Genomic DNA, 23,936 nt, shown 5'->3' on the forward strand with positions numbered 1-23,936 from the left:
ATGGACTCACGGACGCGGAGCGCATACTGGCGCGCATGAACTGCGTCTTCTGCGCCATCGTCGCCGGCACCGCCGAGGCCAGCATCGTCCACGAGGACGAGCACACCCTGGCGTTCATGGACATCCGTCCCTTCACTCCCGGGCACCTACTGGTGGTGCCGAAGACCCACGCGTCGGGCCTGGCGGACCTCGACCCCGACGACGGCAGGCGAGTGTTCGCCGTCGGTCAGCGGATGGCGGCCGCCCTGCGGTCCGACGGCGGGGTGCCCGCGGAACTCCGGGACGGCCCGCGCGCCGACGGGGTGAACCTGTTCCTCGCCGACGGCGCCGTCGCGGGGCAGGAGGTGTTTCACGTGCATCTGCACGTCGTTCCCCGGACGCAGGGAGACGGTTTCGGGTTGCGGGGCAGGCCGGTGTCCGCGCGCCGCCCCGACCTGGACTACCTGGCCGGATCGCTCCGCAGGCGGCTGGACGCGGTCTGACCGTAATTCGTGTCTGTGTACCATGCAATTTTGCGTGAAGTACAGAACGACAAGCGAGGTACCGTGTCCGATCCCATCACCGACCAGCGGCTTCTGTACATCCACGATCAGCTCCCCGACGCCGAGATCCAGCGGGAAGCCGACCTGTACGGACCGCTCACCGACAGCGTCCGCGAGCTGATCGCGGCCACGTTGCAGACCGAGGTCGGGGAGCCGGACGTGCGGCGCGCGAAGGCCCTCATCGAGGAGGCCGCGTCGCTGCTGCAGGCGCGGGCAATCCCCGGTCCCTACGGGGTGCGGTGGGGTGCGTCGGGCTGGAAGCGCGGCTGGGGCAATGCCGCCGACGGTTTCCGCAACGCCGTCGCACCGCCGCTGAACGTGCACACCGACCCCGACGGTCGGACCTGGGCCGACTTCCATCTGGGTCCGCAGTACGAGGGTCCCGCAGGCCTCACCCACGGCGGAGTGTCCGCGCTGATCCTCGATCAGGTGCTCGGCGACTGCGCGGTCGCGTCCGGCAACCCGGGTATGACAGGCACCCTGTCGTTGCGCTATCGCAAGCCGACGCCGCTCGGCGACCTGCACGCCGAGGCCCGGTTCGATCGCTTGGACGGCGTCAAGGCCATCGTGAAGGGTCACATCGCCGACGCCGAGGGAATCTGCGTGGAGGCCGAGGGCATCTTCATCCTGCCGCGCTGGGCCCGCGAGGCGCAGTCCACCACCACCGGCAGCTGATCAGGTCAGGCCGGTCGCGGGGCGCCCGGTGCGCGGATCGCGCGGCCGGTCTGTGTGCCCGAGGTCGCGGCCCGGTGCGACGACGTCCCGAACGCGCTGCTTGAGTGCCTTCGGATCGGGGAACCCGCCGTCGCGGGCGCGGTCCCACACCAGCGTGTCGTCGACCTCGATCAGGTAGACGCCGCCCGTTCCGGGCACCAGCGCGACCTCGCCGAGATCGGTGCCGAACGTGCTGAGGAGTTCCTGCGCCATCCACGCCGCACGCAGCAGCCACTGGCACTGCGTGCAGTACGTGATTCGGATACGAGGCGCCGCCATGGCGTCAGCCTGCCAGCCCCGGACCGGATTCGCTCACGCGGGCGCGGCGCGCACCGGCCCAGGCGGTGATCGGACGCCCGTCGACGAGGTGCTCGTCGACGAACCTCTCGACGCGGTCCGCGGTCAGGGACGCGTACCAGGTGTCGTCGGGATACACCGCGACCACAGGTCCCTGCGAGCACGGGTACAGGCATCCGGTCTGGGTGACGAGCACGTCGTCGTCTCCGAGACCGCGGTCGGCGAGGGTGTCGTCCAGCGCCCGTGCGGTTTCCGGTCCGCCACGGGCGGAGCATCGCGGGCCGCGACAGACGAGCACGTGCCGCGCGAAGCCGGGCACCTCGTCCCAGGCGGGCGACGACAACGGCGCGGTGGTGTCCCGGGCCGGGGTTGTCGGACCGGTGACGGCGGCGCCCAGCAGGTCGGCGTAGGTCGCGGCGTCCGTCAGGTTCGCCGCGAGACGCACCGCGGGGACGTGGCCGGGAGGACGCTCACGCAGCGGGTCCTCTGAGGCGTGCTCGCGCAGCCAGTGCCCGATCACGCGCCGGAACCAGGCATCCATCTTGCGGTCGTGCAGGGTCTGCCCGGAGACCACGATCACCTCGGTGGCCTCCGATGCCGCGGCCTCGTCGAGGGCGTCGGTGATCGTCGGGCCGGACCCGCCGAGCACCGCGGTGCGGAACACGGTGTCGGGGTGGCGTTCTCGCAGGGTCGCCAGCGCGGAGACCAGGACATCCCGCGGATCGTCCCCGCGGTCGGTGGGGGCGGTGACGATCAGCCACCGACCGCCGCGAGTCGTGTTCACAGGATGGACCTTTCGGTGTTCGACGTCACTCCGCACAGCGTCACCGTCGGACGGCCCGTCCGGGGGTGCGGGGTCACGATCGCGTCGAGTCCGTAGACATCGGCGAGCAGTTCCTCGGTCAGCACCGACTCTGTCGGTCCCTCCGTGACGACGCGACCCTCGCGGAGCACCACGAGGTGATCGCAGTACATCGCCGCCAGATTCAGGTCGTGCATCGCCGCGACGGTCGTGAGTCCGCGGCGGCGGATCAGATCCAGCAGTTCGAGCGACGCCGAGACGTCGAGGTGGTTGGTGGGCTCGTCGAGCAGCAGGACGCAGGGCCGCTGCGCGAAGGCGCGGGCGAGCTGTGTCTTCTGCTTCTCGCCGCCGGACAGACTCTGCCACAACCGGTGTCGGAGATCGGTGATGCCCGCCATCGCGAGGCTCTCGGTGACCACCTCGGCGGCACCGACAGCCGCCGGACGCGCCCACCCGCCGCGGTGCGGGATCACTCCGAGTTCGACGATCTGCTCGACCGTCAGTTCCAGCTCGGTCGACGAATGTTGTTCCACCAGTGCGACGGTCCGGGCGAATTCGCGGCGCGGCATCGTGGCGGCGGGGTCGTCGCCGATCATCACGCGACCACAGTCGGGGCGGACGAGTCGCGCGGCCGCCGACAGCAGCGAGGTCTTGCCCGAGCCGTTGGGCCCGATCAGCCCGGTGAACGCCCGCGACGGTGCCCGGCACGTCACGCCGTCGAGGATGGTGGTTCCGCCCACCGACCAGGTGACGTCCTCGACGAGGATCTCGGGGGAGTGGTGGCTCATGCGCGGGCTCCCCGGCGTCGCAGGATCATCACGAACACCGGCACGCCCACGACGGCGGTGACGATGCTGATCGGCAGTTCGCGTCCCGGCATGACGGTCCGCGCGACGATGTCGGCCCACACCAGCAGGACGGCGCCGACGAGCGCCACGACCGGGAGCAGTCGGGCGTGCAGGGGACCGACGAGTAGGCGGGCGGCATGCGGGACGACGAGGCCGACGAACCCGATCACCCCGGCCTGCGCGACCAGCGCCGCGGTGCACAGCGATGCGACGCCGTAGAGCACCCAGCGGGAGCGTTCGACGTCGGTGCCGAGACTCGATGCGGCCCGCTCGCCGAACGCGAACGAATCCAGCACCCGGGCGTGCGTGAGCATCACGGCGGCGGTGGCCGCGACGACGGCGGCGATGGTGAGCAGGCCCGGCCAGCGGACCCCGGCGACCGAGCCGAGCGTCCACTGCAGCACGCGGTGGGCGGCGTCGCGGTCGCCGAGCAACACGAGCGCGGAGGTGACGGCGGCGGCGAACTGGCCGACCGCGATACCCGCGAGGACCAGACGTCCCGGCACCAGCGCACCCGACCGCGACGTCGAGATGACGAAGACCAACAGCAGAGAACCCAGTGCCGCGATGAATGCGGCCGCCGACGTCGCGCCGATGCCGAGCACCCCGACAGTGCCCGCGCCCGCCGTCAGTGCGAGAACCGCGCCGAGGGACGCGCCGCCGGACATACCGAGCAGGTACGGGTCGGCGAGCGCGTTGCCGGTCAGCGACTGCAGCACCGCCCCGCACAACGCCAGCCCGGCGCCGACGAGTGCCGCCGCCAGCACCCGAGGGAGGCGCAGGTCGACGACGATGTGCGTGGTCAGCAGGTCGGTTCCGGAACCGATGCCGAGGCGCCCGGCCACCGAGTCGACGACGGTGCCGACCGACAGGTCGGCCGCGCCGATCGCAACGCCCGCCGCGCAACTCACCACGAGCAGCGCGGCGAGCGCCACCACCCATCCGGTGGTGGTGCTCGAGCGCACCCGGGCGGGCGCCCGGGTCGTGACGCTCATCCCCGGCTGCTGCCGAGTTGTTCGCCGACGAGGGCGGCGCCCTCGATCAGCCGCGGACCGGGGGTACTCGCGGAGAACGGCACGACGACGAACGCGTTCTCGCGGACCGCCGTCAGGTCGCGGAGCGCCGGGTCGGCCCGCAGATACGCCTTCTTCTCCTCCGCGGTGTCCCACGAGGCGTCGGCGAGGACGATGACGTCCGGGTTCGCCTTCAGGACCGTTTCCCAGCTGCCGTCGGCCCAGGAACCGTCGAGGCCCGAGAAGATGTTGGTGCCGCCGACCGCGTCGATGATCAGCTGCGGTCCTCCCGCATTGGCGCCGACGTACGGGACGTCGGTGTTGCTGTCGTACCAGAAGAAGCTCCGGCCGCGCCCCGCTGCCGCGGACTCAATTCCCGCCAGGGTTTCCCGAAGGTGCGTCACCTCGGTGTCGGCCTCGGATTCGCGGCCGAACAGGACGCCGTTGTCGGTGATCTCGGCGGCGATCGAATCCCACGCCACCGGAGGTCGCATCGACTTGTCGGGGCAGCCGAACGGTGAGATGTAGGTGGCGACGCCCAGATCGTCGAACGACTCCCGCGTCCCGACGGCCTTGTCGTCGAAAGCGCTCGCGTACGACGCGAGCACCAGGTCGGGTCGGACCTCCAGCACCGCTTCGCGACTGGGGTAGTCGGACTCGTTCAGTACCGGAACCGTCCGGTACGCGGACTGCCACTGCGGCGCGACGGTGTCGTCGAGGTAGGCCGTGCCGACCATCTGGCTCTCGGCGCCGAGAGCCAACGCGGACTCGGTGGCGCCCTGGTTGAGGGTGACCGCGCGTTGCGCCGGTCCGTCCAGGGTGACGGTGCGGCCGCAGTTGTCGAGGGAGATCGACGCGGCGTCGTCGGCACCGTCGCCGGACGACCCGCAGGCGGTCAGTGTGAGTGCGGCCGCGACGGTGACGGCAGCGGTGGGCAGGGATATGCGCGAACGGCGTCGCGTCGATGTGTGGGTGCGCACGGCGACCCGCCTTCCATGACTCGTGGAAAACGTGCAGGCAGGTGTCACGGCCGGTCTCCTGGCTCGGCAGGGCTGACCGCCGGCCACGCCTTCCCGGACACTTCACGTCCAGTGGCTGGGGCAGTGCCCCGTGTGGTCGACGTACCTGCTCACAGTGGCGAGTACCGCGCCGGATTCGCACCGGACTTCCCGTTCACCGTGTCACCAGGTCGAAGGATAAACCACGGCCGATCGCGGCCCGTCCGGCTTGTCCGCTTCGGGAGTGGATCAGCCGGGCCCCGGGCCGGCGTCCACGGGGGAGTGCACCCGGCTCGGCATGAAGGCGGCGGCAGCGAGGATCACTGCGGTGGTCCCGACCACCGCCAGGAAGACCAGGTGTAGCGCTCCCGACAGCTGCTCCGGCGTCGGGGTATCCGTGCCGCCGATGTGCGCATTGACGATCGCTCCGAACGCCGCGACCCCGACCGCGCTGCCGATCGACCGGGCGAACATGTTCGTCGACGTGACGACGCCGCGCTGGGACCAGTCGACGCTGGACTGCGCGGCGATCAGGGTGGGGCTCGATACCAGTCCCATCCCGACGCCGATCACGAAGCAGAACACGGCCACCTGCCAGACAGCCGATCCGGCGTCCAGGGTGAGGGTCAGCGCGGTCCCGGTGACGGCCGCGGACGCGCCGAGGAGCGCGGTGATCCTGAATCCCACCCGCAGGTAGAGGCGTCCGGCGAGCGACGCGCTGATCGGCCAGCCGATGGTGAGGGTGGCGAGCGCGAACCCGGCGACCAGCGCGCCGGTCCCGAGCACGCCCTGCACGAAGGTCGGGATGTACGAGGTGACGCCCATGATGATCGCGCCGACGGCGGCGGAGATGATGCTGCTGACGGCCAGGACGCGGCGGGTGAGCACCCACGGCGGCAGGATCGGGTCGTGGGCGCGTCGTTCGACGAAGGCGAATGCGAGGAGCAGAGCCGCTCCGGCACCGAACACGGCGAGCGATGCGGGGGAGTTCCACGCCCACGCTTGCCCACCTTCGAGCAGGCCGAGGATGACCAGCGCGGCGCCGCAGGTCAGGAGCGCCGCGCCGAGGTAGTCGACGCGAGGTCGGTCGCGTCGCGGACTCTCGTGGAAGTGCCGCATCAGCGCCCACGCCGCGACCGCGCACAGCGGCACGTTGATCAGGAAGATCCAGCGCCACGACAGGTACTCGGAGAACACGCCGCCGAGGGTCGGGCCGACCACGGCGGACATACCCCACACGCTCGCGAGGTATCCCTGCGCCTTGGCGCGCTCGGCGAGTGTGTAGATGTCGCCCGCGATGGTCAGGCTCATCGGCTGCACCGCGCCCGCGCCGAGGCCCTGGATCGCGCGGAACGCGATCAGCGCGGGCATCGACCACGCCACCCCGCAGAGCACCGATCCGAGACAGAATGTCGCGATGCCGAACAGCATCACCGGCTTGCGTCCGAACAGGTCGGCGAGCTTGCCGTAGATCGGCACCGACACGGCCTGGGCGAGCAGATAGATCGAGAACAACCACGGAAACTGACCGAAGCCGCCCAGGTCACGGACGATGGTCAGCACCGCTGTCGCGATGACCGTCGAGTCGAGCGCGACCAGCGCGGTGGTGAGCATCAGCGACGCGAGCACCGGTCCGCGCTCCGAACGCAGGCCGATGCTGCGTCTGTCGATCTCGATTGCCACCTGATCGAGTATCGACCCCACCCGATAGGGTTGGACCGTGCGCCCCTCACTCTCCGACTACGCCCACCTCGCAGGCGGCAAGGTCCGCGACCTGTACACGATCGACGACGAGCACCTCCTGCTCGTCGCGAGCGACCGGATCTCCGCGTACGACCACATCCTGAGCACCCCGATCCCCGACAAGGGCCGGGTGCTGACGGCGATGAGCGTGTTCTTCTTCACCCGGTTGACGGCGCAGAACCATCTGGCCGGACCGCCGGACGACGAGCGCATCCCCGAGGAGGTCCTCGGTCGGGCACTGGTCGTGAAGAAGCTGAAGATGGTGCCGGTGGAGTGCGTGGCGCGCGGCTACCTGACGGGTTCGGGCCTGTCGGATTACCAGCGCACCGGTGCGGTGTGCGGGGTGGCGCTGCCGGAGGGTCTGGTGGAGTCGTCGCAGCTTCCGGAGCCGATCTTCACGCCCGCCACGAAGGCCGCCCTCGGCGACCACGACGAGAACGTCGACTTCGCGGCTGTCGTCGACCAGGTCGGTCAGGCCCTCGCGGTGAAGCTCCGCCAGGACACCCTCGACATCTACGGCCGCGCAGCGATCTACGCGTCCGAGCGCGGAATCATCCTGGCGGACACCAAGTTCGAGTTCGGTGTCGACGACGACGGCAACCTGGTGCTCGCCGACGAGGTCCTCACTCCGGACTCCTCGCGCTACTGGCCGGCCGACGGCTACGAGGCGGGCAAGGTGCAGCCGAGTTTCGACAAGCAGTTCGTCCGCAACTGGCTCACGAGCCCCGAGTCCGGCTGGGACCGGGCGTCCGACACTCCGCCGCCGCCGCTGCCGCAGGAGATCGTCGACGCCACCCGGGCCCGCTACATCGAGGCGTACGAGCGGATCTCCGGACTGTCCTTCGACGACTGGATCGGCTGACCGCCTAGGGTGGGCGACATGAGTTCGCCCGTCACTGCGGCCCCGGTCGCGAAGAAGGTTCCCCAGGAGCGCACCCACCACGGCGACACGTTCGTCGACGACTACGAGTGGTTGCGAGACAAGAACGACCCCGAGGTGATTGCGTACCTCGAGGCGGAGAACGCGTACACCACCGCCGCCACCGAGCATCTCGGGCCGCTGCGGGAGGCGATCTTCGGCGAGATCAAATCCCGCACCCAGGAGACCGATCTGTCGGTGCCGTCCCGGATGGGGCAGTGGTGGTACTACTCGCGTTCCTTCGAGGGCAAGCAGTACGGCGTGCACTGCCGGTGCCCGATCGACTCGCCCGACGACTGGACGCCGCCCGTGCTGTCCGCCGACGTCGACATCCCGGGCGAGCAGGTGCTGATCGACGGCAACGAGCTCGCCGAGGGGCACGACTTTCTTTCGCTCGGAGCGATGTCGGTGACCCGCGACGGAACGATGCTCGCGTATTCCGTCGACACCAAGGGTGACGAGCGGTACACGCTGCGGTTCAAGAACCTCGAGACGGGTGAGTTGCTCGACGACGAGATCCCGGGCATCGGCGCCGGCGCGACGTGGTCGTTGGACGGCACGCATGTCTTCTACGTGACCGTTGACGAGGCGTGGCGGCCCGACACCGTGTGGCGTCACGAACTCGGCACCGAGCGGTCCGCCGACGTACAGGTGTTCCACGAACCCGACGAGCGGTTCTGGGTCGACTTCGACTTGACGCGCAGCGAGAAGTACCTGGCCATCGTGATCGGATCGAAGATCACCTCCGAGGTCCACTACCTCGAATCCTCCGATCCCGAGGGCGAGTTCACCGTCGTCTGGCCGCGTGAGGAGGGCGTCGAGTACGGCATCGAACACGCCGTCGTCGGCGGCGAGGACCGGTTCCTCATCCTGCACAACGGCGTCGTGGACGGTGTGAAGGCCGAGAACTTCACCCTCGTCGACACTCCTGTCGGTGACCCGACGGATCAGCGCACGCTGATCGCGCACCGCGCCGACGCCCGACTCGAGTACATCGCCGCGTTCGCGGGGCACCTGGTGGTCGGCTACCGCCGCGAGGCGCTGACCCGGCTGGCCGTGTGGCCGCTGACCGAATCCGGGTACGGCGAGCTTCGCGAGCTCGAGTTCAACGAGGAACTGTACTCCGTCGGGGCGGGTTCCACCCCCGAGTGGCACAGCCCCCTCTTGCGTCTGGGATTCACGTCGTTCATCACGCCCATCCGCGTATACGACTACGAGATCGCCAGTGGCGCACTGCTGCTGCGCAAGGAAACGCCGGTTCTCGGCGGATACGAACCTGCTGACTACGAGCAGCACCGCGACTGGGCGGTCGCCGCGGACGGCACCCGCATCCCGATCTCCATCGTCCGCAAGACCGGGGTCGCCGACCCCGCTGGTCCCGCGCCGCTGCTCCTGTACGGATACGGCTCCTACGAGGCGAGCATCGACCCGGAGTTCTCGGTGTCACGCCTGTCCCTGCTCGACCGTGGCATGGTCTTCGCGGTCGCACACGTCCGCGGCGGCGGCGAGATGGGCAGGCACTGGTACGACACGGGGAAGATGCTGTCGAAGAAGAACACTTTCACCGACTTCGTCTCCTGCGCACGGCATCTCGTCGACACCGGCCACACCACACCGCAGCAGATGATCGCCGACGGCGGTAGCGCGGGCGGACTGCTCATGGGTGCCGTCGCGAACCTCGCGCCGGAACTGTTCGCCGGCATCATCACCAACGTGCCGTTCGTCGACCCGCTCACCTCGATCCTCGACCCGTCGCTGCCGCTGACCATCATCGAATGGGGCGAGTGGGGCAACCCGTTGGCGGACAAGGATGTCTACGACTACATGCGCTCGTACTCTCCGTACGAGAACGTCGGCGCCCACGACTACCCGGCGATCCTCGCGATCACGGGTCTCAACGACACGCGCGTTCTCTACGTCGAGCCCGCCAAATGGGTCGCGAAGCTTCGGGACACGAAGACCGGCGACTCGTCGCTGCTGCTCAAGACCGAGATGACCGCAGGTCACGCCGGCGTCAGTGGGCGTTACGAGAGGTGGCGGGAAGTGGCGTTCGAGTACGCGTGGATTCTCGACACGGCAGGCGTCTGAGCGCCTAACGCCAGACGTACCGCACCTGCGGCCGACCGGCGCGCCCGTACACGGTGCGCCGGTCGGCGACCGCATCGTCGGCGAGGCGTTCGAGGTAGCGCCACGCGGTGACGCGGGAGACGCCGACCGCCGAGGCCGCCTCGGCCGCGGAAGTTCCGGCGTCACCGGCGTCGCGTACGACCGCCGAGATTTCGTCGAGGGTTTGCGGCGCAACACCTTTCGGTGTCGTCGCGCGGGAGTCCGTGCTACGTAACACGGCCATCGCCCGGTCCACGTCGCGTTGGCTGAGTGCGTACTCGCCGGATGGCAGCGCACTGCGATAGTCGAGGTAGCGTTCGAGCCTGTCCCGGAACGCCGCGAACGTGAACGGCTTGAGCAGGTACAGCACGACACCCTGACTCACGGCCGCGCGCACCGTCGCCATCTCGCGGGCCGAGGAGATCGCGATGACGTCGGGTGTCGGACGCAATCCGCCCAGCGCCGCGGCCACGTCCAGCCCGCTGCCGTCGGGCAGTCCGAGATCGAGCAGCACCAGGTCCACGGGTGCGTCGGTCGCCGATGCGGACACCGCCGCCCGCATCGCGTCGACGACCGTGTGCGCGACGCCCACGACCTCGAACCCGGGGACCCGCTCGACGTAGCTGCGGTGCGCCTCGGCGATCAGCTTCTCGTCCTCGACCACCAGCACCCGGATCATGCGTTCCCCTCCTTCGGTACGTGCACGGAAACAACTGCACCGTAGGTGTTCTCGGATTCGATGTGGCCCCCGTGGCGGGACACCACCTGTGCGACCAGAGCGAGACCGAGGCCGTGATGGTCGGACTTCGTCGAGTAGCCGCGACGCGATGCGGCGGCGAACTTGTCGGCCGACATGCCCGGTCCGCTGTCGGCGACGCGGACGTCGAGTGCGGCGTCGCCCGCGGTCAGTGTCACCTCCACCCACGGATTGTCGTTGCCTCCCTGGGAGCCGGCCGCGGCGTCGATGGCGTTGTCGACGAGATTGCCCACCACCGTGACGAGTTCGCGCTGCGTCAGGGGAGCGGCGGACGGCAGCGTGGTGTCGTCGGTGACGGTGAGGTCGACGCCCCGTTCCGCGGCCTGGTTGACCTTGCCGAGCAGCAACGCGAGCACCGCCGGTTCGTGGACCGTCGCGGTGAGGCGGTCGATCAGGTGTTGCGACAGCTCCAGTTCCGCCGTCGCGAACGCCACCGCCTCCTCCGTGCGTCCCAGTTCGACCATCGTGACGACGGTGTGCAGGCGGTTTGCGGACTCGTGGGCCTGCGCTCGCAGCGACTCGATGAACAGGCGCATCGAATCGAGTTCACCTGTCACGGACTGCAGTTCGGTCTGGTCCCGCACGGTGAGGACGGTACCGATTCGGCGTCCCTCGAACCGGACCGGAGCCTGGTTCACGACCAGCACCCGGTCCCCGGTCACGTGCACCTCGTCCTGCACCCGTCCCGCGCCGAGGTCGCGCAGCGACGGCGGAAGATCCTCGCGTGCAACGGGACCGGCGGGCAGCGTGAGCAGGCGTCTGGCCTCGTCGTTGACGACGTCGGCGGTGTCGGAGTCGGCGTCGAACACGAGCAGACCCTCGCGGATGGAGTGCAGGACGGCGTCGTGGTGCTCGTACAGGGTGCGTAGTTCGTCCGGTGCGAGGCCGAGGGTCTGCCGCCGTACCCGACTGCCGAGCAGGACCGAGCCCAGCGCCGCGAGGACGAGGGCGCCCGCCGTCAGCATCAGGATCAGCGGCAGTCCGCGCACGAACTGGTCGCTGATCCGCTCCCGCGTCTCCCCGACCGACACCAGCCCGACGACCTGCCCGTCATCGACGACCGGGGCCACCGCCCGGACGGACGGACCGAGTGAACCGGCATAGGTCTCCGTGAACGTCTCCCCGGCCAGCGCGCGGTCGATGGTGCCGGTGAACTTGCCGCCGATCAGCGTCCGATCGGGGTGCGTGTACCGCGTTCGGTCCGGTGCCATCACCACGACGAAGTCGGTGCCGGTCGCCGCGCTGATCCGGTCGGCCTGCGGCTGCAGCGTTGCGGTGGGGTCGGGGGAGCGCAACGCCTGCGCCGTCCCGTCGGCCGCGGCGAGCGTTTCCGCGACCGCGACGACTTCGCGGCTGGCGGCGGCGTCCGCGTCCCGGCGCTCGTCGAGGACGGTGAACGCGCCGCCCACCAGCACGACGACGGCCAGCACCAGCAGTTGCAGCACCAGCACCTGCCGTGCAAGCGACGCGCGACGCGCAGACCCGAACACCCGTGTCCTCTCCCGCACTCCCGTGAACACCGTGCCTTTCATGAACGAAATGCACGCAACCGTGACCGGAGGCCCCGGCGCATACCACCATTCTTCCCGAGGTGGACGTGACGGCGGTCACTGCAGCCGATCCGACGAACGTCAGTCGAGAGGACAGGACAGGTCATGACCACAGACACGAGGCGGGACCGTACCCCGGCCCCCGGGACGCGGCGCAAGCGCGACCGCACCCACTGGCTCTACCTTGCGGTGATCGTCGCGGTGGTCGCAGGCGTCCTCGTCGGCTGGCTCGCACCCGGCGTCGGCAAGGACCTCGGCGTGCTCGGAACACTGTTCATCAGCCTCATCAAGATGATGATCTCTCCGGTCATCTTCTGCACGATCGTGCTCGGCATCGGATCGGTGAAGGCCGCCGCGAAGGTCGGCAAGGTCGGCGGGCTCTCCCTCGTCTACTTCCTCGGCATGTCCACCATCGCGCTCGGCATCGGACTCGTTGTCGGTAATCTCCTCGACCCCGGTTCGGGCCTGCAACTCACCCCCGGTGACGCCGCGGTCGGCGCCGGACTGGCGGAGAAGGCGCACGGCGCGGGCGGCACCATGGACTTCGTCGCGAGCATCATCCCGACCTCGCTGCTGTCGGCGCTCACCGAAGGCAACGTCCTGCAGACGCTGTTCGTCGCGCTTCTCGTCGGGTTCGGGCTGCAGGCGATGGGGAAGCAGGGCGAACCCGTCCTCACCGGCATCGGCTACGTGCAGAAACTCGTGTTCCGCATCCTCGCGATGATCCTGTGGCTCGCCCCGATCGGCGCCTTCGGCGCGATCGCGAGCGTCGTCGGGCAGACGGGCCTCGGTGCCGTCACCGCGCTCGGCACCCTGATGGTCGGCTTCTACGTCACCTGCGCGATCTTCGTGTTCGGCGTCCTCGGCCTGTTGCTGCGTCTCGTCACCGGATTCTCCGTGTTCGCCCTCGTGAAGTACCTGGCCCGCGAGTACCTGCTGATCTTCGCAACCTCGTCGTCCGAGTCAGCACTGCCCCGGCTGATCGCGAAGATGGAACACCTCGGCGTGCAGCGGTCCACGGTCGGCATCGTCGTACCCACCGGCTACTCGTTCAACCTCGACGGCACCGCCATCTACCTGACGATGGCCTCGATCTTCGTTGCCGACGCCATGGACATGCCCCTCTCGCTCACCGAGCAGATCTCGCTGCTCGTGTTCATGATCATCGCCTCCAAGGGCGCCGCCGGGGTCAGCGGAGCCGGCCTCGCGACGCTCGCGGGCGGCCTGCAGAGTCATCGCCCCGAACTGCTCGACGGCGTCGGCCTCATCGTCGGCATCGACCGGTTCATGTCCGAGGCCCGCGCCGTCACCAACTTCTCCGGCAACGCCATCGCCACCCTGCTGATCGGCACCTGGACGAACAGCGTCGACCGCGGTCGCGTCCGTGAGGTGCTGTCCGGGCAGCTCCCGTTCGACGAGACGACGATGATCGACGACGACCTCCCCGAGGACCGCTCCCGTCCGGTTGCCGACAATGCCGCTGCCGCTTCGGTTCCCGTACGGTCGATGTCATGACGAACCCGCAGCTTCAGGACATCGAGATCAACACACTCGGCGGCGTGCCGACCTCCCTCGGCGCATTCGACGGACGGGCAGTGCTCGTAGTGAACGTGGCCTCCAAGTGCGGTCTCACCCCGCAGTACACGGCGCTGGAGAAGCTCGCCTCCGGGTACGCCGACCGCGGCCTCACCGTCGTCGGCATCCCCTGCAACCAGTTCATGGGCCAGGAGCCGGGCACCGCCGAGGAGATCCAGACGTTCTGCTCGGCCACCTACGGCGTCACCTTCCCGTTGACGGAGAAGGTCGAGGTCAACGGCGAGGGTAGGCACCCGATTTACGCCGAGCTCACCAAGACCGCCGATGCCGACGGCGAAGCAGGCGACATCCAGTGGAACTTCGAGAAGTTCCTCGTCGCGCCCGACGGCACCGTCGTCAACCGCTTCCGTCCCCGCACCGAGCCCGACGCCCCCGAGGTCGTCGCCGCGATCGAGGCCGTCCTTCCCCGATAGGCGGCTCCGCTGCCCGTGAGTCCTTGTGGTCCGCATGCGCGCCGAAAGGACTCACGGGCGTCAGCGCACGTTCACCTTCGGATGCCACGCTGGGGCCATGACCGCAACGCTGATCGTGTCGGTGTCGGGCATCAGGGACGAGACCCGAGACCTCGCCGCCGAGTTCGCGAGCGAGATGGACGCCCGCGGCGTCCCGCTGTCGCTGCTCGTCGCCCCCCGTCTGAAGGACAAGTACCGCCTCGTGCGGGACGAGGGCACTCAGGACTGGCTGCGGAACCGGCAGAGCAAGGGTGACGCCATCGTGCTGCACGGCTACGACCAGGCCGCGACCAAGAAGCGCCGCGCCGAATTCGCGGCGCTGCCGCAACACGAGGCGATGCTCCGGCTCACCGCCGCCGACCGGGTCATGGAGGAGGTCGGCCTCCGGACCCGCGTCTTCGCGGCACCCCGGTGGCTGGCGTCGCCGGGTGCGGTGAACGCGCTGCCGCGCACCGGATTTCGGCTTCTCGCCGGAATGACCGGCATCCACGACCTCGAGCGGGACACCGTTGTGCGCGCCCGGATTCTCGGCGTCGGGGACGGGTTCCGCACCGAACCGTGGTGGTGCCGCGCCATGGTCCTCGGTACCGGTCGTACCGCCCGACGCGGTGGAACCGTCCGGCTCGCGATCAGCGCGAAGAAGCTCTCGCTGCCCGGACCGCGGCAGGCACTGATCGATGCCGTCGACCTGGCCCTGCATCACGAGGCGCGTCCCGGCACCTATGTGTGGACGCCGCGGCGGGGCAACCGCGACGTCGCGTGACCGACTATCCGGCCAACGAATCGATGTGGTCGGTGACCATCTTCAGGGCGCATGCGGGACTGTCCTGATCGCCGACCAACGCGTGCATCGCCGATCCCGTGAGCAGGGCGTGCAGGTGCCGCGCCTCGTCCGATGCGTTCCGATGCTCGGCGCACAGCCCGTGGCGCTTCATGTCGGTGACGAGAATCGTCAGGCCCTCCCGCAGTGCCCGTTGAGCGTTGCGGGCGATCTCGCCGAGCTCGGGATGGGCCGGGGCCTCGGCGACCAGCGCCAGGTTCACCTCGAACTCGGAACGACGTGTCTCGTCCAGTGGCAACACCTCGGAGATGATGGCGATCACGCGGGCGCGCGGATCCTCGATGTCGACGTGCGAGTAGGCGCGCTCCTCCGCCCGCCGGTGCACCAACTTCATCGAATACGCGAGCAACTCCGCCTTGCTGGCGAACGTGTGCCGCAACGATCCCGGCGACAGCCCTGCCTCGGCGGCGACGTCCCGGACCGACACCGCAGTGATCCCGTCGCGGAGCAGGACCCGCCACACCGCTTCCGCGATGTCCTGCTGACGTTGGTCGAGATCGATCACTTTCGGCATCCCGCCAAACTAGCGGAACGAAGTAACGAGTCGGCGGGTCACACTTCGGCGGATTCCTCCGACGGGAGGACCCGGAACTCGGTGCCGTCGGGAGCCATTTCGGAGTAGCGACCGTAGAAGATGCCCGTCCCCTCGTTCGCGAGAATTCCCTGGTGGATCGGCACGGCGACCCGCGGATTCACCGCGCGCAGATAGTCGATGGCCTCGGAGATCTTCAGCCACGGCGCCGCCGCAGGAAGTGCCAGGACGTCGACGTCCTCGTACGGGATGTACAGCGAATCGCCCGGGTGCAGCAGTCGAGCCGGATTCTCGTCGTCACCGAGCAGGAACGCGGTGTTGTCGATGACCGCGAGCTCGGGATGGATCACCGCGTGCCTGCCGCCGGTGCCGCGCAGGTGCAGGCGCCCGACGTCGAATGCATCACCCAGTCGCACCGCCGTCCAGGCGTCGCCGAACCGGTCCGTCGTCTGAGGGTCCGCGAACAACGCCGCCCCCGGATTCGCCTCCACCAACGCGGGCAGACGGGCGGCGTCCGCGTGATCGGGATGCTGATGGGTGATCGCGATCGCATCCAGATCCGTGATGCCCTCGAAGCCGTGCGAGAAGGTCCCGGGATCGAACAGGACCCTCGTTCCGAGGTGCTCCACGAGCAGGCAGGAATGGCCGAAATGTGTGAGCTGCATGACGTCGAGTATGCGCTGACTCACACCCCCGAGGGAGGGGCGTCGCCCGAGTGCGCGGCGCGCCGGGCCCGACCGGTAAACTGCCAGTTGCCCGGCGTGATTCTCCCGGGCACACCCGCACCAACCGAGGAGCAGCACGTGGCCCGTGTCGTTGTCGAAGTCATGCCGAAGGCCGAGATTCTCGACCCGCAGGGACAGGCCATCGTCGGGGCGCTGGCCCGACTCGGCTTCGCCGGCGTGTCCGATGTCCGGCAGGGCAAGCGCTTCGAGCTCGAGATCGACGGAAGCGTCGAGGACTCCGAGCTCGAGAAGATCGCCGAGGGCCTGCTGGCCAACACGGTGATCGAGGACTGGGCGGTGCGCCGAATCGACGTCGAGGCATGAGCGCCCGCGTCGGAGTCATCACCTTCCCCGGCACTCTCGACGACGTCGACGCCGCGCGTGCTGTGAACCTCGCCGGCGGCGAGGCCGTCAGCCTCTGGCACGGCGACGCCGACCTCAAGGGCGTCGACGCCGTCATCGTCCCCGGCGGCTTCTCCTACGGCGACTACCTGCGCTGTGGTGCCATCGCCCGGTTCGCGCCCGTCATGGGCAAGGTCGTCGAGGCTGCGAAGGGCGGCATGCCCGTCCTCGGCATCTGCAACGGCTTCCAGGTCCTCTGCGAGGCGGGCCTGCTTCCCGGCGCGCTGACCCGAAACGAGGGCCTGCACTTCATCTGCCGCGACGAGTGGCTCAAGGTCGAGGCCAACTCGACGGCGTGGACCTCCCGCTACGAGTCGGGCGCCGAGATCCTGATCCCGCTCAAGTCGGGCGAAGGTCGCTACCAGGCGTCGGAGGCCGTGCTCGACGAGCTCGAGGGCGAAGGCCGCGTCGTGTTCCGCTACGCAGGCGGCAACCCCAACGGATCGCAGCGCGGCATCGCGGGCATCGCATCGGCGAACGGTCGCGTCGTCGGACTGATGCCGCACCCCGAGCACGCCACCGAGGCCCTCACCGGCCCCAGTGACGACGGACTCGGCATGTTCTACTCCGTGCTCGAGAGCGTCGTCTCCGCCTGACATCGCACGGTCGGCAGGCCCCGGAATCGAGAAGTGTTCGGTTCCGGGGCCTTCTGCGTTCCCCGGGCGGACGGGGGTGCGCCGTTTTGCTACCGTCCGGCAATGATCTCGACGATCGTGTGGGGTGACGGCAGTGTCGCGCGGGCCGCGATCCGTGCCGTCGACGCGCACCCCGCGCTCACGCTGACGGCGGTCGTGGCGACCGCCGCGGACCGGGTGGGACGCGACGCGGGTGACCTCGCGGCGCTGGGTCGGGTGCTCGGTGTCGCCGCCACCGACGACGCGGCGGCGGTTCTCGCGACGCGGCCCGGCGCCGTCGTCTACGCGGGGTCCGGAACCACGCGGTCCGCGGATGCACGCGCCGACGTCGTCGCGGCACTGTCGGCGGGCGCGGTCGTGGTGACGCCACCGATCTATCCCCTCTACGATCACCGGAAATCCGAACCCGTTGTGCGAGAGGAAATTCGATCGGCCGTTCGCGACGGCGGCGGCCGACTACACATCGGTGACGTCGACTCCGACTGGGCCGAGCACGTCCTGCCGCTCGCGCTGCGCAGCGTCGGGGACCGTGCGACGTCCATCCGCGTCACCGAGACGGTCGACTACTCGGGGTACGACCTGCCGGGCTCGGTCCGCTACCTCATGGGGATGGGCGAGCCGCTGTCCTTCGTGCCGCCGATGCTCGCCCCGCGGATGCCGACGATGGTGTGGGGCGATCGTGTCCGGCAGCTGGCGCGGGCCCTCGGCGTCGAACTCGACGAGATCCGCGAGGTCGTCGAGCGGGTCGAGTTGGACGTCACGGTGGAGACCGCGACGATGGGCAAGTTCGAGGCCGGTGGCATGGGGGCCGTGCGGGTCGAGGTGCAGGGCTGGGTCGCCGGGGTGCCGACCGTCGTCGTCGAACACGTCGGGCGCATCGACCCGGATGTCGCACCCGAGTGGCCGCATCCACCCGCCGGGGGAGCGGGGCACACCGTTCTCGTCGACGGCGATCCGCGGATCGCGGTGATCGTCGAACCGGGCCCGCGAAGCGGTGGTGAAACGGCCGTCGACCGCCTCGTCGGCAGGATCGAGACGCTCGCGGGCCACGAGCCCGGCATCTACGACGAGGTGGATCTGCTTCGTCGGTGAGCCCCGTCGATCCGGTGTTCGTTCGGCCCGGTGTTGTTCGAGCGCAGCGCCGAAATGCCCTGATCCGCCACGGGAACGTGTTCCAGTTCGGTACCGTCCCCGGTCATGATCACAACGGTCGTCTGGGGCACGGGAAACGTCGGGCGGGCAGCGATCAGGGCGGTGGACGCGCACCCCGCGCTCCAGCTCTCCGCCGTGATCGTGCACAACCCGGACAAGGTCGGCCGCGACGCCGGTGACCTCGGAGATGTCGGCCGCGATCTCGGTGTCGCCGCCACCTCCGACATCGACACTGTTCTCGCGTCCAAGCCGGACGCCGTGGTGTACGCGGCGTCCGGCGACATCCGGCCGGACGACGCGCTCGCCGACATCGTCGCGGCGATCCGGGCCGGCGCCGTCGTCGTGACCACGTCGCTGTACCCGCTGTACGACCACCGCAGCGCACCCGCCGAGATGCGTCAGGCGATTCAGGACGCGATCGACGAGGGCGGCGGATCGCTGTTCGCGTCCGGCATCGACCCCGGCTGGGGCAACGACGTGCTGCCGCTGCTGCTCAGCGGTCTCGCGACGACCGTCGACGTGATTCGCTGCCAGGAGATCTTCGACTACTCCACCTACGACCAGCCCGACTCCGTCCGGTGGCTCGTCGGAATGGGCCAGCCGATGGACTATGCGCCACCGATGGTCGCGCCGGGTATCCCGTCGATGGTGTGGGGTGGTCAGGTCCGGCTGATGGCGCGGGCTCTCGGCGTCGAACTCGACGAGATCCGCGAGACGCTCCTGCGCAGGCCGCTGGAAACCACCGTCACCACCGCGACCATGGGTGACTTCGAGGAGGGCACCCAGGGTGCGCTGCGGTTCGAGGTGCAGGGCATCGTCGACGGCGAGCCGCGCATCGTCATCGAGCACGTCACCCGAATCCATCCGTCCTGCGCACCCGACTGGCCCACTCCCGCTGACGGCGGCGCGGGCGCACACCGGGTGATAATCGAGGGCAGGCCCCGCATCGAGGTGTCCATCGAGGCGACCGACGAGGGCGGCAACAGGTCCGCGGGCGGCAACGCCACCGCCGTCGGCCGGCTGGTCGGCGCCATCGACTGGCTCGTCGAGAACGAGCCGGCCATGTACGACGCGCTCGACGTCCCGATCCGGCCCGCGGTCGGGAAGCTCACCGCCACCACTTTCGAGAGGACCCCGGCATGATCATCGACCTTCCCGAGGGCAAGGACCCGATCGGCTACGTGTGGGGGGAGATGGTGCCCGGCATCGGGCTCCCCGCCTCCCAGTTCTCGCTGTCCGTCTACGAGCACTCCACGATCGACCTGCCCGCGTTCGAGGCGGCGCGGCTGCGGATCGCGCAGATCAACGGCTGCATCTTCTGCCAGGACTGGCGGACCGAACGCGATGGCGTGAAGGTCGAACTCGGCTTCGACGAGGACGTCGAGAACTGGCGCACCACCGAGAACTTCGACGACCGCACCCGTCTCGCCGCCGAGTACGCCGAGAGGTACGCGCTCGACCACCACGGTCTCGACGACGAGTTCTGGGATCGGATGAAGGCGCACTACACCGATGCGGAGATCGTCGAACTGTCGATGAGCATCGGGTCGTGGTTGGCGTTCGGCCGTCTCAACCGCGTCCTCGGGCTCGATACCGCCTGCGTGCTGCCGGGTCACTGATCCGCTCTCCCAGAAATCCCGTGTGCACACCCCCTTTCGATGGTGCACACGGGATTTCCTCGTTCGGAACGCGTGTGCGGGACCGAAAACCTGTGTGCCGCCCGGTGCGGGCGTACCGTCGCTGGCATGGCTGCGATCTCGATCGAGAGTCTCGTCAAGACCTTCGGGCCCACGCGCGCACTGGACGGCCTCGACCTCGAGGTGGCAGCGGGGGAGGTGCACGGGTTCCTCGGGCCGAACGGATCGGGCAAGTCGACGACCATCAGGATCCTGCTGGGGCTGCTGCGCGCGGACGCCGGGCGGGTGAGCCTGCTCGGTGGCGATCCGTGGAGCAACTCGGTGTCGCTGCACCGCCGCCTCGCGTACGTCCCCGGTGACGTGAACCTGTGGCCGAACATGACCGGCGGGGAGGCGATCGACCTGCTCGCCGGGCTGCGCGGCGGCCTGGACGAAACGCGCCGCGCGGAGCTCCTCGACCGTTTCGAACTCGACCCTGCGAAGAAGGCGCGTACCTACTCCAAGGGCAACCGGCAGAAGGTCGCCCTCGTCGCGGCGCTCGCGTCGGACGTCGACCTCTACATCTTCGACGAACCCACGTCCGGGCTCGACCCGCTCATGGAATCGGTTTTCCGGGAGTACGTCCGGGCGATCGCCGACGCCGGGAAGACGGTGCTGCTGTCCAGCCACATCCTCGCGGAGGTCGAGGCGTTGTGTGACCGGGTGAGCATCATCCGGGAGGGCCGGACGGTGGAGACCGGCACGCTCACCGAGATGCGGCACCTCACGCGGACGTCGATCACCGCCGTCACGGAGCGGCCGGTGACGGGACTCGACGACGCCCCCGGCGTGCACGACGTGCAGGTGGACGCGTTGCGCACCCGCTGTGAAGTGGACGGCAGCGCCATCGACGGTGTCCTGCACCACCTTCTGGCGTTCGGGGTCACGTCACTGACCTCGGCGCCGCCGACGCTGGAGGAATTGTTCCTGCGGCACTATGGGGGCGAACTCGCTCACGACACCGCCGAACCCGAGCCCACCCGGAAGGGGCGGCGGGTCTGATGACGGTGGTCACGGCACCCGGGTCGGGGACGGCGGCGCAGTTCGCGGGGACCGCGCGGCTGGTGCGGCTCGCCCTGCGCCGCGACCGGATTCAGCTGCCGGTCTGGCTTCTCGCGCTCACCCTCCTTCAGTGGTTCTCGGCCGCGAGCGTGATCGGGCTGTATCCGACCGACGCGGAACGGCAGTCGTTCGCGGCGGTGACGGCAGCCTCGCCGGTGGCGTTGGCGACCAACGGCATCGTCTCCGGCTACAGCATCGGTGCGATCCTGGCGTCACAGATCGTGATGCCGCTGTCGCTCGCGACGGGACTCATGACCACTCTGATAGTGGTGCGTCACACGCGGCAGAACGAGGAGACCGGACGGGCCGAGCTGATCGGGGCCGCCGTCGTGGGCCGGAAGGCACTGCTGACCGCGGCTCTCGTGGTGGCGGTGGGCGCCAACGTCGCGTTCGGTGTGCTCAATCTGCTCGTCCTGCTGGCCTCGGACCTGCCGTTCGACGGGTCGCTGGCGTTGGCCGCCGGCGTGGCCGCGGCGGGCACCGCGTTCGCTGCGATCGCCGCTGTCGCCGTGCAGGTCACCGACAGTGCTCGCACCGCGAACGGATTGGCCGGTGCCGCACTGGGTGTCGCGTTCCTGCTCCGCGCCGTCGGTGACATGACCGGGACCGTCACCGAGGGCGGAACCCGGGTCGTGACGTCCTGGCCGACGTGGTTGTCGCCGATCGGCTGGGCCGAACAGGTTCGGCCGTACGACGACAACGCCTGGTGGGCACTGCTGCTGCCGGCCGCGTTCGCTGTCGCTGTGGTGTGGATCGCGTACGTGCTCACCGAGCATCGGGACCTCGGCTCCGGGCTCGTTCCGACCCGGGCCGGTCCGCCGCGCGCCTCGCGGTCGCTGCCGACTGTCCTCGGGTCGGCGTGGCGGATCCAACGGATGACCCTGTTCTGGTGGGCATTCGGGCTTGTGATCCTCGCGGTGGTGTACGGCGCGATCGGCGATCAGGTCGACGACTTCCTCGGCGACAGCGATCAGGTCACCGACTTGTTCCAGCAGCTCGGCGGCGGCGTCGAGGATCTGGTGAACGCGTACTTCGCCGCGATCTTCGGGATGATGGCGATCGCGGTGGCCGGGTACGCCGTGCAGGCACTGCTGCGTATGCGCTCCGAGGAGGTGGCCGGCCGGCTCGAGCCCGTTCTGTCGACCGCGATCTCGAGATCGCGGTGGATGGTCGCGCACGTCGGCCTCGTGACAGCGGGTGTGGTGGTGTTGCAGCTGCTGACGGGGGTGGCGGCGGGCCTGGCCTACGGGGTGGTGATCGGCGACGTGTCCGACCAGGTCACCGGCCTGACCGGCGCAGCGCTCGCGTTCGTGCCCGCGATCCTCGTCGTGGTCGGAGTGGCCGCCCTCCTGTTCGGCGGTCTGCCCGGCTGGTCCGTGGGACTGTCCTGGGGTGTGCTCGCAGTCTGTCTGGTGTTCGGTCTGCTCGGGCCGCTGCTCGGGATTCCCGACGCGGTCCGCGACCTGTCACCCTTCGCGCACATCCCGGCCGTGCCCGCCGAGGACATCGCGGCGATACCACTGATCGTGCTGACGCTGATCGCCCTCGTCGCGGGAGCGGTCGGTGTCGCGCTGTTCCGGCGCCGCGACATCACCACCTCATAGGCCGGTCGGGTCATCGAGGAAGGTTTCGCTCGGTGCGAAGAAGGCCGTGCCGGTCACCGCCGTCGAGAAGTCGAGCAGCCGATCGTGATTGCCGGGCGGATTGCCGACGACCATGTGCGTCAGCATCCGCTCGGTGACCGCAGGGTCGCGGCTGTACCCGATGAAATAGGTGCCCACCTCGCCGCCGACCTTCCCGTACGCCAGGTTGGCCCGCACGATCTCGAGGTCGCGGCCGTTCTCGTCGGTGATCGAGGTGAGCGCCACGTGCGAATTCGACGGGCGCACTGACGGATCCAGCTCCCGGTCGTTGCGTTTGGTACGCCCGATCGCCCGTTCTTGCTCCGGCTCCGGCAGCGCCTCCCAGGCGTCGAGGTCGTGGCGATACCGCTGCACGTGCACGTACGACCCACCGGCGAACGCGGGATCCTCGTCTCCGACGGTTACGGCCTCGTGGGCGGCCCGCCCGGTGGGGTTGCCGGTACCGTCCACGAATCCGATCAGGTCGCGACTCTCCCGGTACCGGAAGCCGTGCACCTCGTCCTCGATCGTCGCGGCACCGCGCAATCCGCGCTCGATCCGGTGGGCGAGTTCGAAGCACGCGTCCTGACTTGTCGCCCGGATGTGGAAGAGCAGGTCACCCGGTGTCGAGGGCGCGGTGTGCCGGTCGCCGTGGATCGCCCGGAACGGGCGCAGCAGAGCCGGCCTCGGACCAGTGAACATGCGGTCCCACAGGTCCGAGCCCACACCGACGACGAGCTCGAGTCCCGAGCCGGGGAACTGCAGGCCGACTGCCCGGGCCATACCCGTCATCCGGGTCAGGAGTACCCCAACGGCCACCTCGTCATCGACGGTCGCGACGAGGAAGATCGCGATGGGCGACTGCTCGCCGAGTACCGGCTGCGGACGGGGATGGTCGGGCATGTGGGCTCCGGGAACGAGGATCGGTGTCACGGCAACGCTAGCCCGGAAG

General features: G+C 69.4%; 25 protein-coding genes and 1 riboswitch. Of the genes, 14 read left to right on the top strand and 11 right to left on the bottom strand.

Going from position 1 to position 23,936, the window contains the following annotated elements:
- The first annotated feature begins 35 nt into the window (after positions 1-35).
- Entirely contained in the window at positions 36-482 is a 447-nt protein-coding gene (locus RHCRD62_RS19650; protein ID WP_050066435.1) for an HIT family protein, read from the top strand.
- Between the two features lie 63 nt (positions 483-545).
- On the top strand, positions 546-1,217 hold the full coding sequence (locus RHCRD62_RS19655) for a PaaI family thioesterase (RefSeq protein WP_172671104.1): 672 nt from the start codon (positions 546-548) through the stop codon (positions 1,215-1,217).
- Here RHCRD62_RS19655 and RHCRD62_RS19660 read toward each other — a convergent pair whose 3' ends face one another.
- The 6 genes from RHCRD62_RS19660 to RHCRD62_RS19685 all read right to left on the bottom strand — a co-directional run bounded on the left by RHCRD62_RS19660 (position 1,218) and on the right by RHCRD62_RS19685 (position 6,897).
- Positions 1,218-1,535, bottom strand: a complete 318-nt coding sequence (locus tag RHCRD62_RS19660) for an Rdx family protein (RefSeq protein ID WP_050066436.1) — start codon at positions 1,533-1,535, stop codon at positions 1,218-1,220.
- A 4-nt stretch (positions 1,536-1,539) separates the two neighbouring features.
- Entirely contained in the window at positions 1,540-2,337 is a 798-nt protein-coding gene (locus RHCRD62_RS19665) for a (2Fe-2S) ferredoxin domain-containing protein (RefSeq protein ID WP_050066437.1), read from the bottom strand.
- Positions 2,334-3,143 carry an ABC transporter ATP-binding protein gene (locus RHCRD62_RS19670; protein ID WP_050066438.1) on the bottom strand — a complete coding sequence of 270 codons (810 nt, stop codon included), beginning with the start codon at positions 3,141-3,143 and terminating at the stop codon, positions 2,334-2,336. The genes RHCRD62_RS19665 and RHCRD62_RS19670 overlap by 4 nt, the downstream gene beginning before the upstream one ends.
- The gene (locus RHCRD62_RS19675; RefSeq protein ID WP_050066439.1) at positions 3,140-4,198 is read right to left on the bottom strand and encodes a FecCD family ABC transporter permease; all 1,059 of its coding nucleotides are present in this window, start codon (positions 4,196-4,198) and stop codon (positions 3,140-3,142) included. Before RHCRD62_RS19675 ends, RHCRD62_RS19670 begins: the two co-directional genes overlap by 4 nt.
- A complete protein-coding gene (locus RHCRD62_RS19680; RefSeq protein ID WP_084734385.1) occupies positions 4,195-5,196 on the bottom strand; it encodes an ABC transporter substrate-binding protein in 1,002 nt (333 codons plus the stop codon). The genes RHCRD62_RS19675 and RHCRD62_RS19680 overlap by 4 nt, the downstream gene beginning before the upstream one ends.
- A gap of 30 nt (positions 5,197-5,226) precedes the next feature.
- Positions 5,227-5,420: riboswitch (cobalamin riboswitch) on the bottom strand.
- Between the two features lie 43 nt (positions 5,421-5,463).
- Positions 5,464-6,897: an MDR family MFS transporter gene (locus RHCRD62_RS19685; protein WP_253277396.1), complete on the bottom strand. Its 1,434-nt coding sequence runs from the start codon at positions 6,895-6,897 to the stop codon at positions 5,464-5,466.
- Positions 6,898-6,934: 37 nt separating this feature from the next.
- On the opposite strand from RHCRD62_RS19685, the gene RHCRD62_RS19690 reads away from it, so the two are divergent.
- Together RHCRD62_RS19690 and RHCRD62_RS19695 are read left to right on the top strand one after the other, a co-directional pair.
- Positions 6,935-7,819 (top strand): phosphoribosylaminoimidazolesuccinocarboxamide synthase, encoded by an 885-nt coding sequence (locus tag RHCRD62_RS19690; RefSeq protein ID WP_050066440.1) that lies wholly within the window; start codon positions 6,935-6,937, stop codon positions 7,817-7,819.
- A gap of 18 nt (positions 7,820-7,837) precedes the next feature.
- Entirely contained in the window at positions 7,838-9,964 is a 2,127-nt protein-coding gene (locus RHCRD62_RS19695; protein ID WP_050066676.1) for a S9 family peptidase, read from the top strand.
- A 4-nt stretch (positions 9,965-9,968) separates the two neighbouring features.
- On the opposite strand, the gene RHCRD62_RS19700 is transcribed toward RHCRD62_RS19695, so the two are convergent.
- Together RHCRD62_RS19700 and RHCRD62_RS19705 are read right to left on the bottom strand one after the other, a co-directional pair.
- Positions 9,969-10,661, bottom strand: coding sequence for a response regulator (locus RHCRD62_RS19700; RefSeq protein WP_050066441.1), 693 nt, complete (start codon positions 10,659-10,661; stop codon positions 9,969-9,971).
- Positions 10,658-12,271: a sensor histidine kinase gene (locus tag RHCRD62_RS19705; protein ID WP_050066442.1), complete on the bottom strand. Its 1,614-nt coding sequence runs from the start codon at positions 12,269-12,271 to the stop codon at positions 10,658-10,660. The genes RHCRD62_RS19700 and RHCRD62_RS19705 overlap by 4 nt, the downstream gene beginning before the upstream one ends.
- A 123-nt stretch (positions 12,272-12,394) precedes the next feature.
- Here RHCRD62_RS19705 and RHCRD62_RS19710 point away from each other — a divergent pair, with 123 nt between their 5' ends.
- The 3 genes from RHCRD62_RS19710 to RHCRD62_RS19720 all read left to right on the top strand — a co-directional run bounded on the left by RHCRD62_RS19710 (position 12,395) and on the right by RHCRD62_RS19720 (position 15,100).
- On the top strand, positions 12,395-13,804 hold the full coding sequence (locus RHCRD62_RS19710; RefSeq protein ID WP_050066443.1) for a cation:dicarboxylate symporter family transporter: 1,410 nt from the start codon (positions 12,395-12,397) through the stop codon (positions 13,802-13,804).
- Entirely contained in the window at positions 13,801-14,298 is a 498-nt protein-coding gene (locus tag RHCRD62_RS19715; protein WP_050066444.1) for a glutathione peroxidase, read from the top strand. Before RHCRD62_RS19710 ends, RHCRD62_RS19715 begins: the two co-directional genes overlap by 4 nt.
- A gap of 97 nt (positions 14,299-14,395) precedes the next feature.
- On the top strand, positions 14,396-15,100 hold the full coding sequence (locus tag RHCRD62_RS19720; protein WP_050066445.1) for a DUF2334 domain-containing protein: 705 nt from the start codon (positions 14,396-14,398) through the stop codon (positions 15,098-15,100).
- Positions 15,101-15,104: 4 nt separating this feature from the next.
- Here the strand turns inward: RHCRD62_RS19720 and RHCRD62_RS19725 are convergent, their stop codons facing one another.
- Positions 15,105-15,692, bottom strand: coding sequence for a TetR/AcrR family transcriptional regulator (locus RHCRD62_RS19725; protein WP_050066446.1), 588 nt, complete (start codon positions 15,690-15,692; stop codon positions 15,105-15,107).
- 38 nt (positions 15,693-15,730) lie between these two features.
- Positions 15,731-16,375, bottom strand: a complete 645-nt coding sequence (locus tag RHCRD62_RS19730; protein ID WP_050066447.1) for an MBL fold metallo-hydrolase — start codon at positions 16,373-16,375, stop codon at positions 15,731-15,733.
- 138 nt (positions 16,376-16,513) lie between these two features.
- Here RHCRD62_RS19730 and purS point away from each other — a divergent pair, with 138 nt between their 5' ends.
- The 7 genes from purS to RHCRD62_RS19765 all read left to right on the top strand — a co-directional run bounded on the left by purS (position 16,514) and on the right by RHCRD62_RS19765 (position 22,966).
- Entirely contained in the window at positions 16,514-16,759 is a 246-nt protein-coding gene (gene purS, locus RHCRD62_RS19735) for a phosphoribosylformylglycinamidine synthase subunit PurS (protein ID WP_050066448.1), read from the top strand.
- The gene (gene purQ / locus RHCRD62_RS19740) at positions 16,756-17,433 is read left to right on the top strand and encodes a phosphoribosylformylglycinamidine synthase subunit PurQ (RefSeq protein WP_050066449.1); all 678 of its coding nucleotides are present in this window, start codon (positions 16,756-16,758) and stop codon (positions 17,431-17,433) included. The genes purS and purQ overlap by 4 nt, the downstream gene beginning before the upstream one ends.
- 102 nt (positions 17,434-17,535) lie before the next feature.
- The gene (locus RHCRD62_RS19745) at positions 17,536-18,564 is read left to right on the top strand and encodes a dihydrodipicolinate reductase (protein WP_050066450.1); all 1,029 of its coding nucleotides are present in this window, start codon (positions 17,536-17,538) and stop codon (positions 18,562-18,564) included.
- 105 nt (positions 18,565-18,669) lie between these two features.
- Positions 18,670-19,767, top strand: coding sequence for an NAD(P)H-dependent amine dehydrogenase family protein (locus RHCRD62_RS19750; protein WP_050066451.1), 1,098 nt, complete (start codon positions 18,670-18,672; stop codon positions 19,765-19,767).
- Positions 19,764-20,243, top strand: a complete 480-nt coding sequence (locus tag RHCRD62_RS19755; protein WP_050066452.1) for a carboxymuconolactone decarboxylase family protein — start codon at positions 19,764-19,766, stop codon at positions 20,241-20,243. The genes RHCRD62_RS19750 and RHCRD62_RS19755 overlap by 4 nt, the downstream gene beginning before the upstream one ends.
- Positions 20,244-20,369: 126 nt before the next feature.
- Positions 20,370-21,302, top strand: a complete 933-nt coding sequence (locus RHCRD62_RS19760; protein ID WP_050066453.1) for an ABC transporter ATP-binding protein — start codon at positions 20,370-20,372, stop codon at positions 21,300-21,302.
- Positions 21,302-22,966, top strand: a complete 1,665-nt coding sequence (locus RHCRD62_RS19765; protein WP_050066454.1) for an ABC transporter permease — start codon at positions 21,302-21,304, stop codon at positions 22,964-22,966. The genes RHCRD62_RS19760 and RHCRD62_RS19765 overlap by 1 nt, the downstream gene beginning before the upstream one ends.
- Here RHCRD62_RS19765 and RHCRD62_RS19770 read toward each other — a convergent pair.
- Positions 22,961-23,887: a Dyp-type peroxidase gene (locus RHCRD62_RS19770; protein ID WP_050066677.1), complete on the bottom strand. Its 927-nt coding sequence runs from the start codon at positions 23,885-23,887 to the stop codon at positions 22,961-22,963. The two genes, RHCRD62_RS19765 and RHCRD62_RS19770, sit on opposite strands and share 6 nt — an antisense overlap.
- Between the last annotated feature and the right edge of the window lie 49 nt (positions 23,888-23,936).

Source organism: Rhodococcus sp. RD6.2 (genome assembly GCF_001040705.1).
Lineage (GTDB): Bacteria > Actinomycetota > Actinomycetes > Mycobacteriales > Mycobacteriaceae > Rhodococcus_G.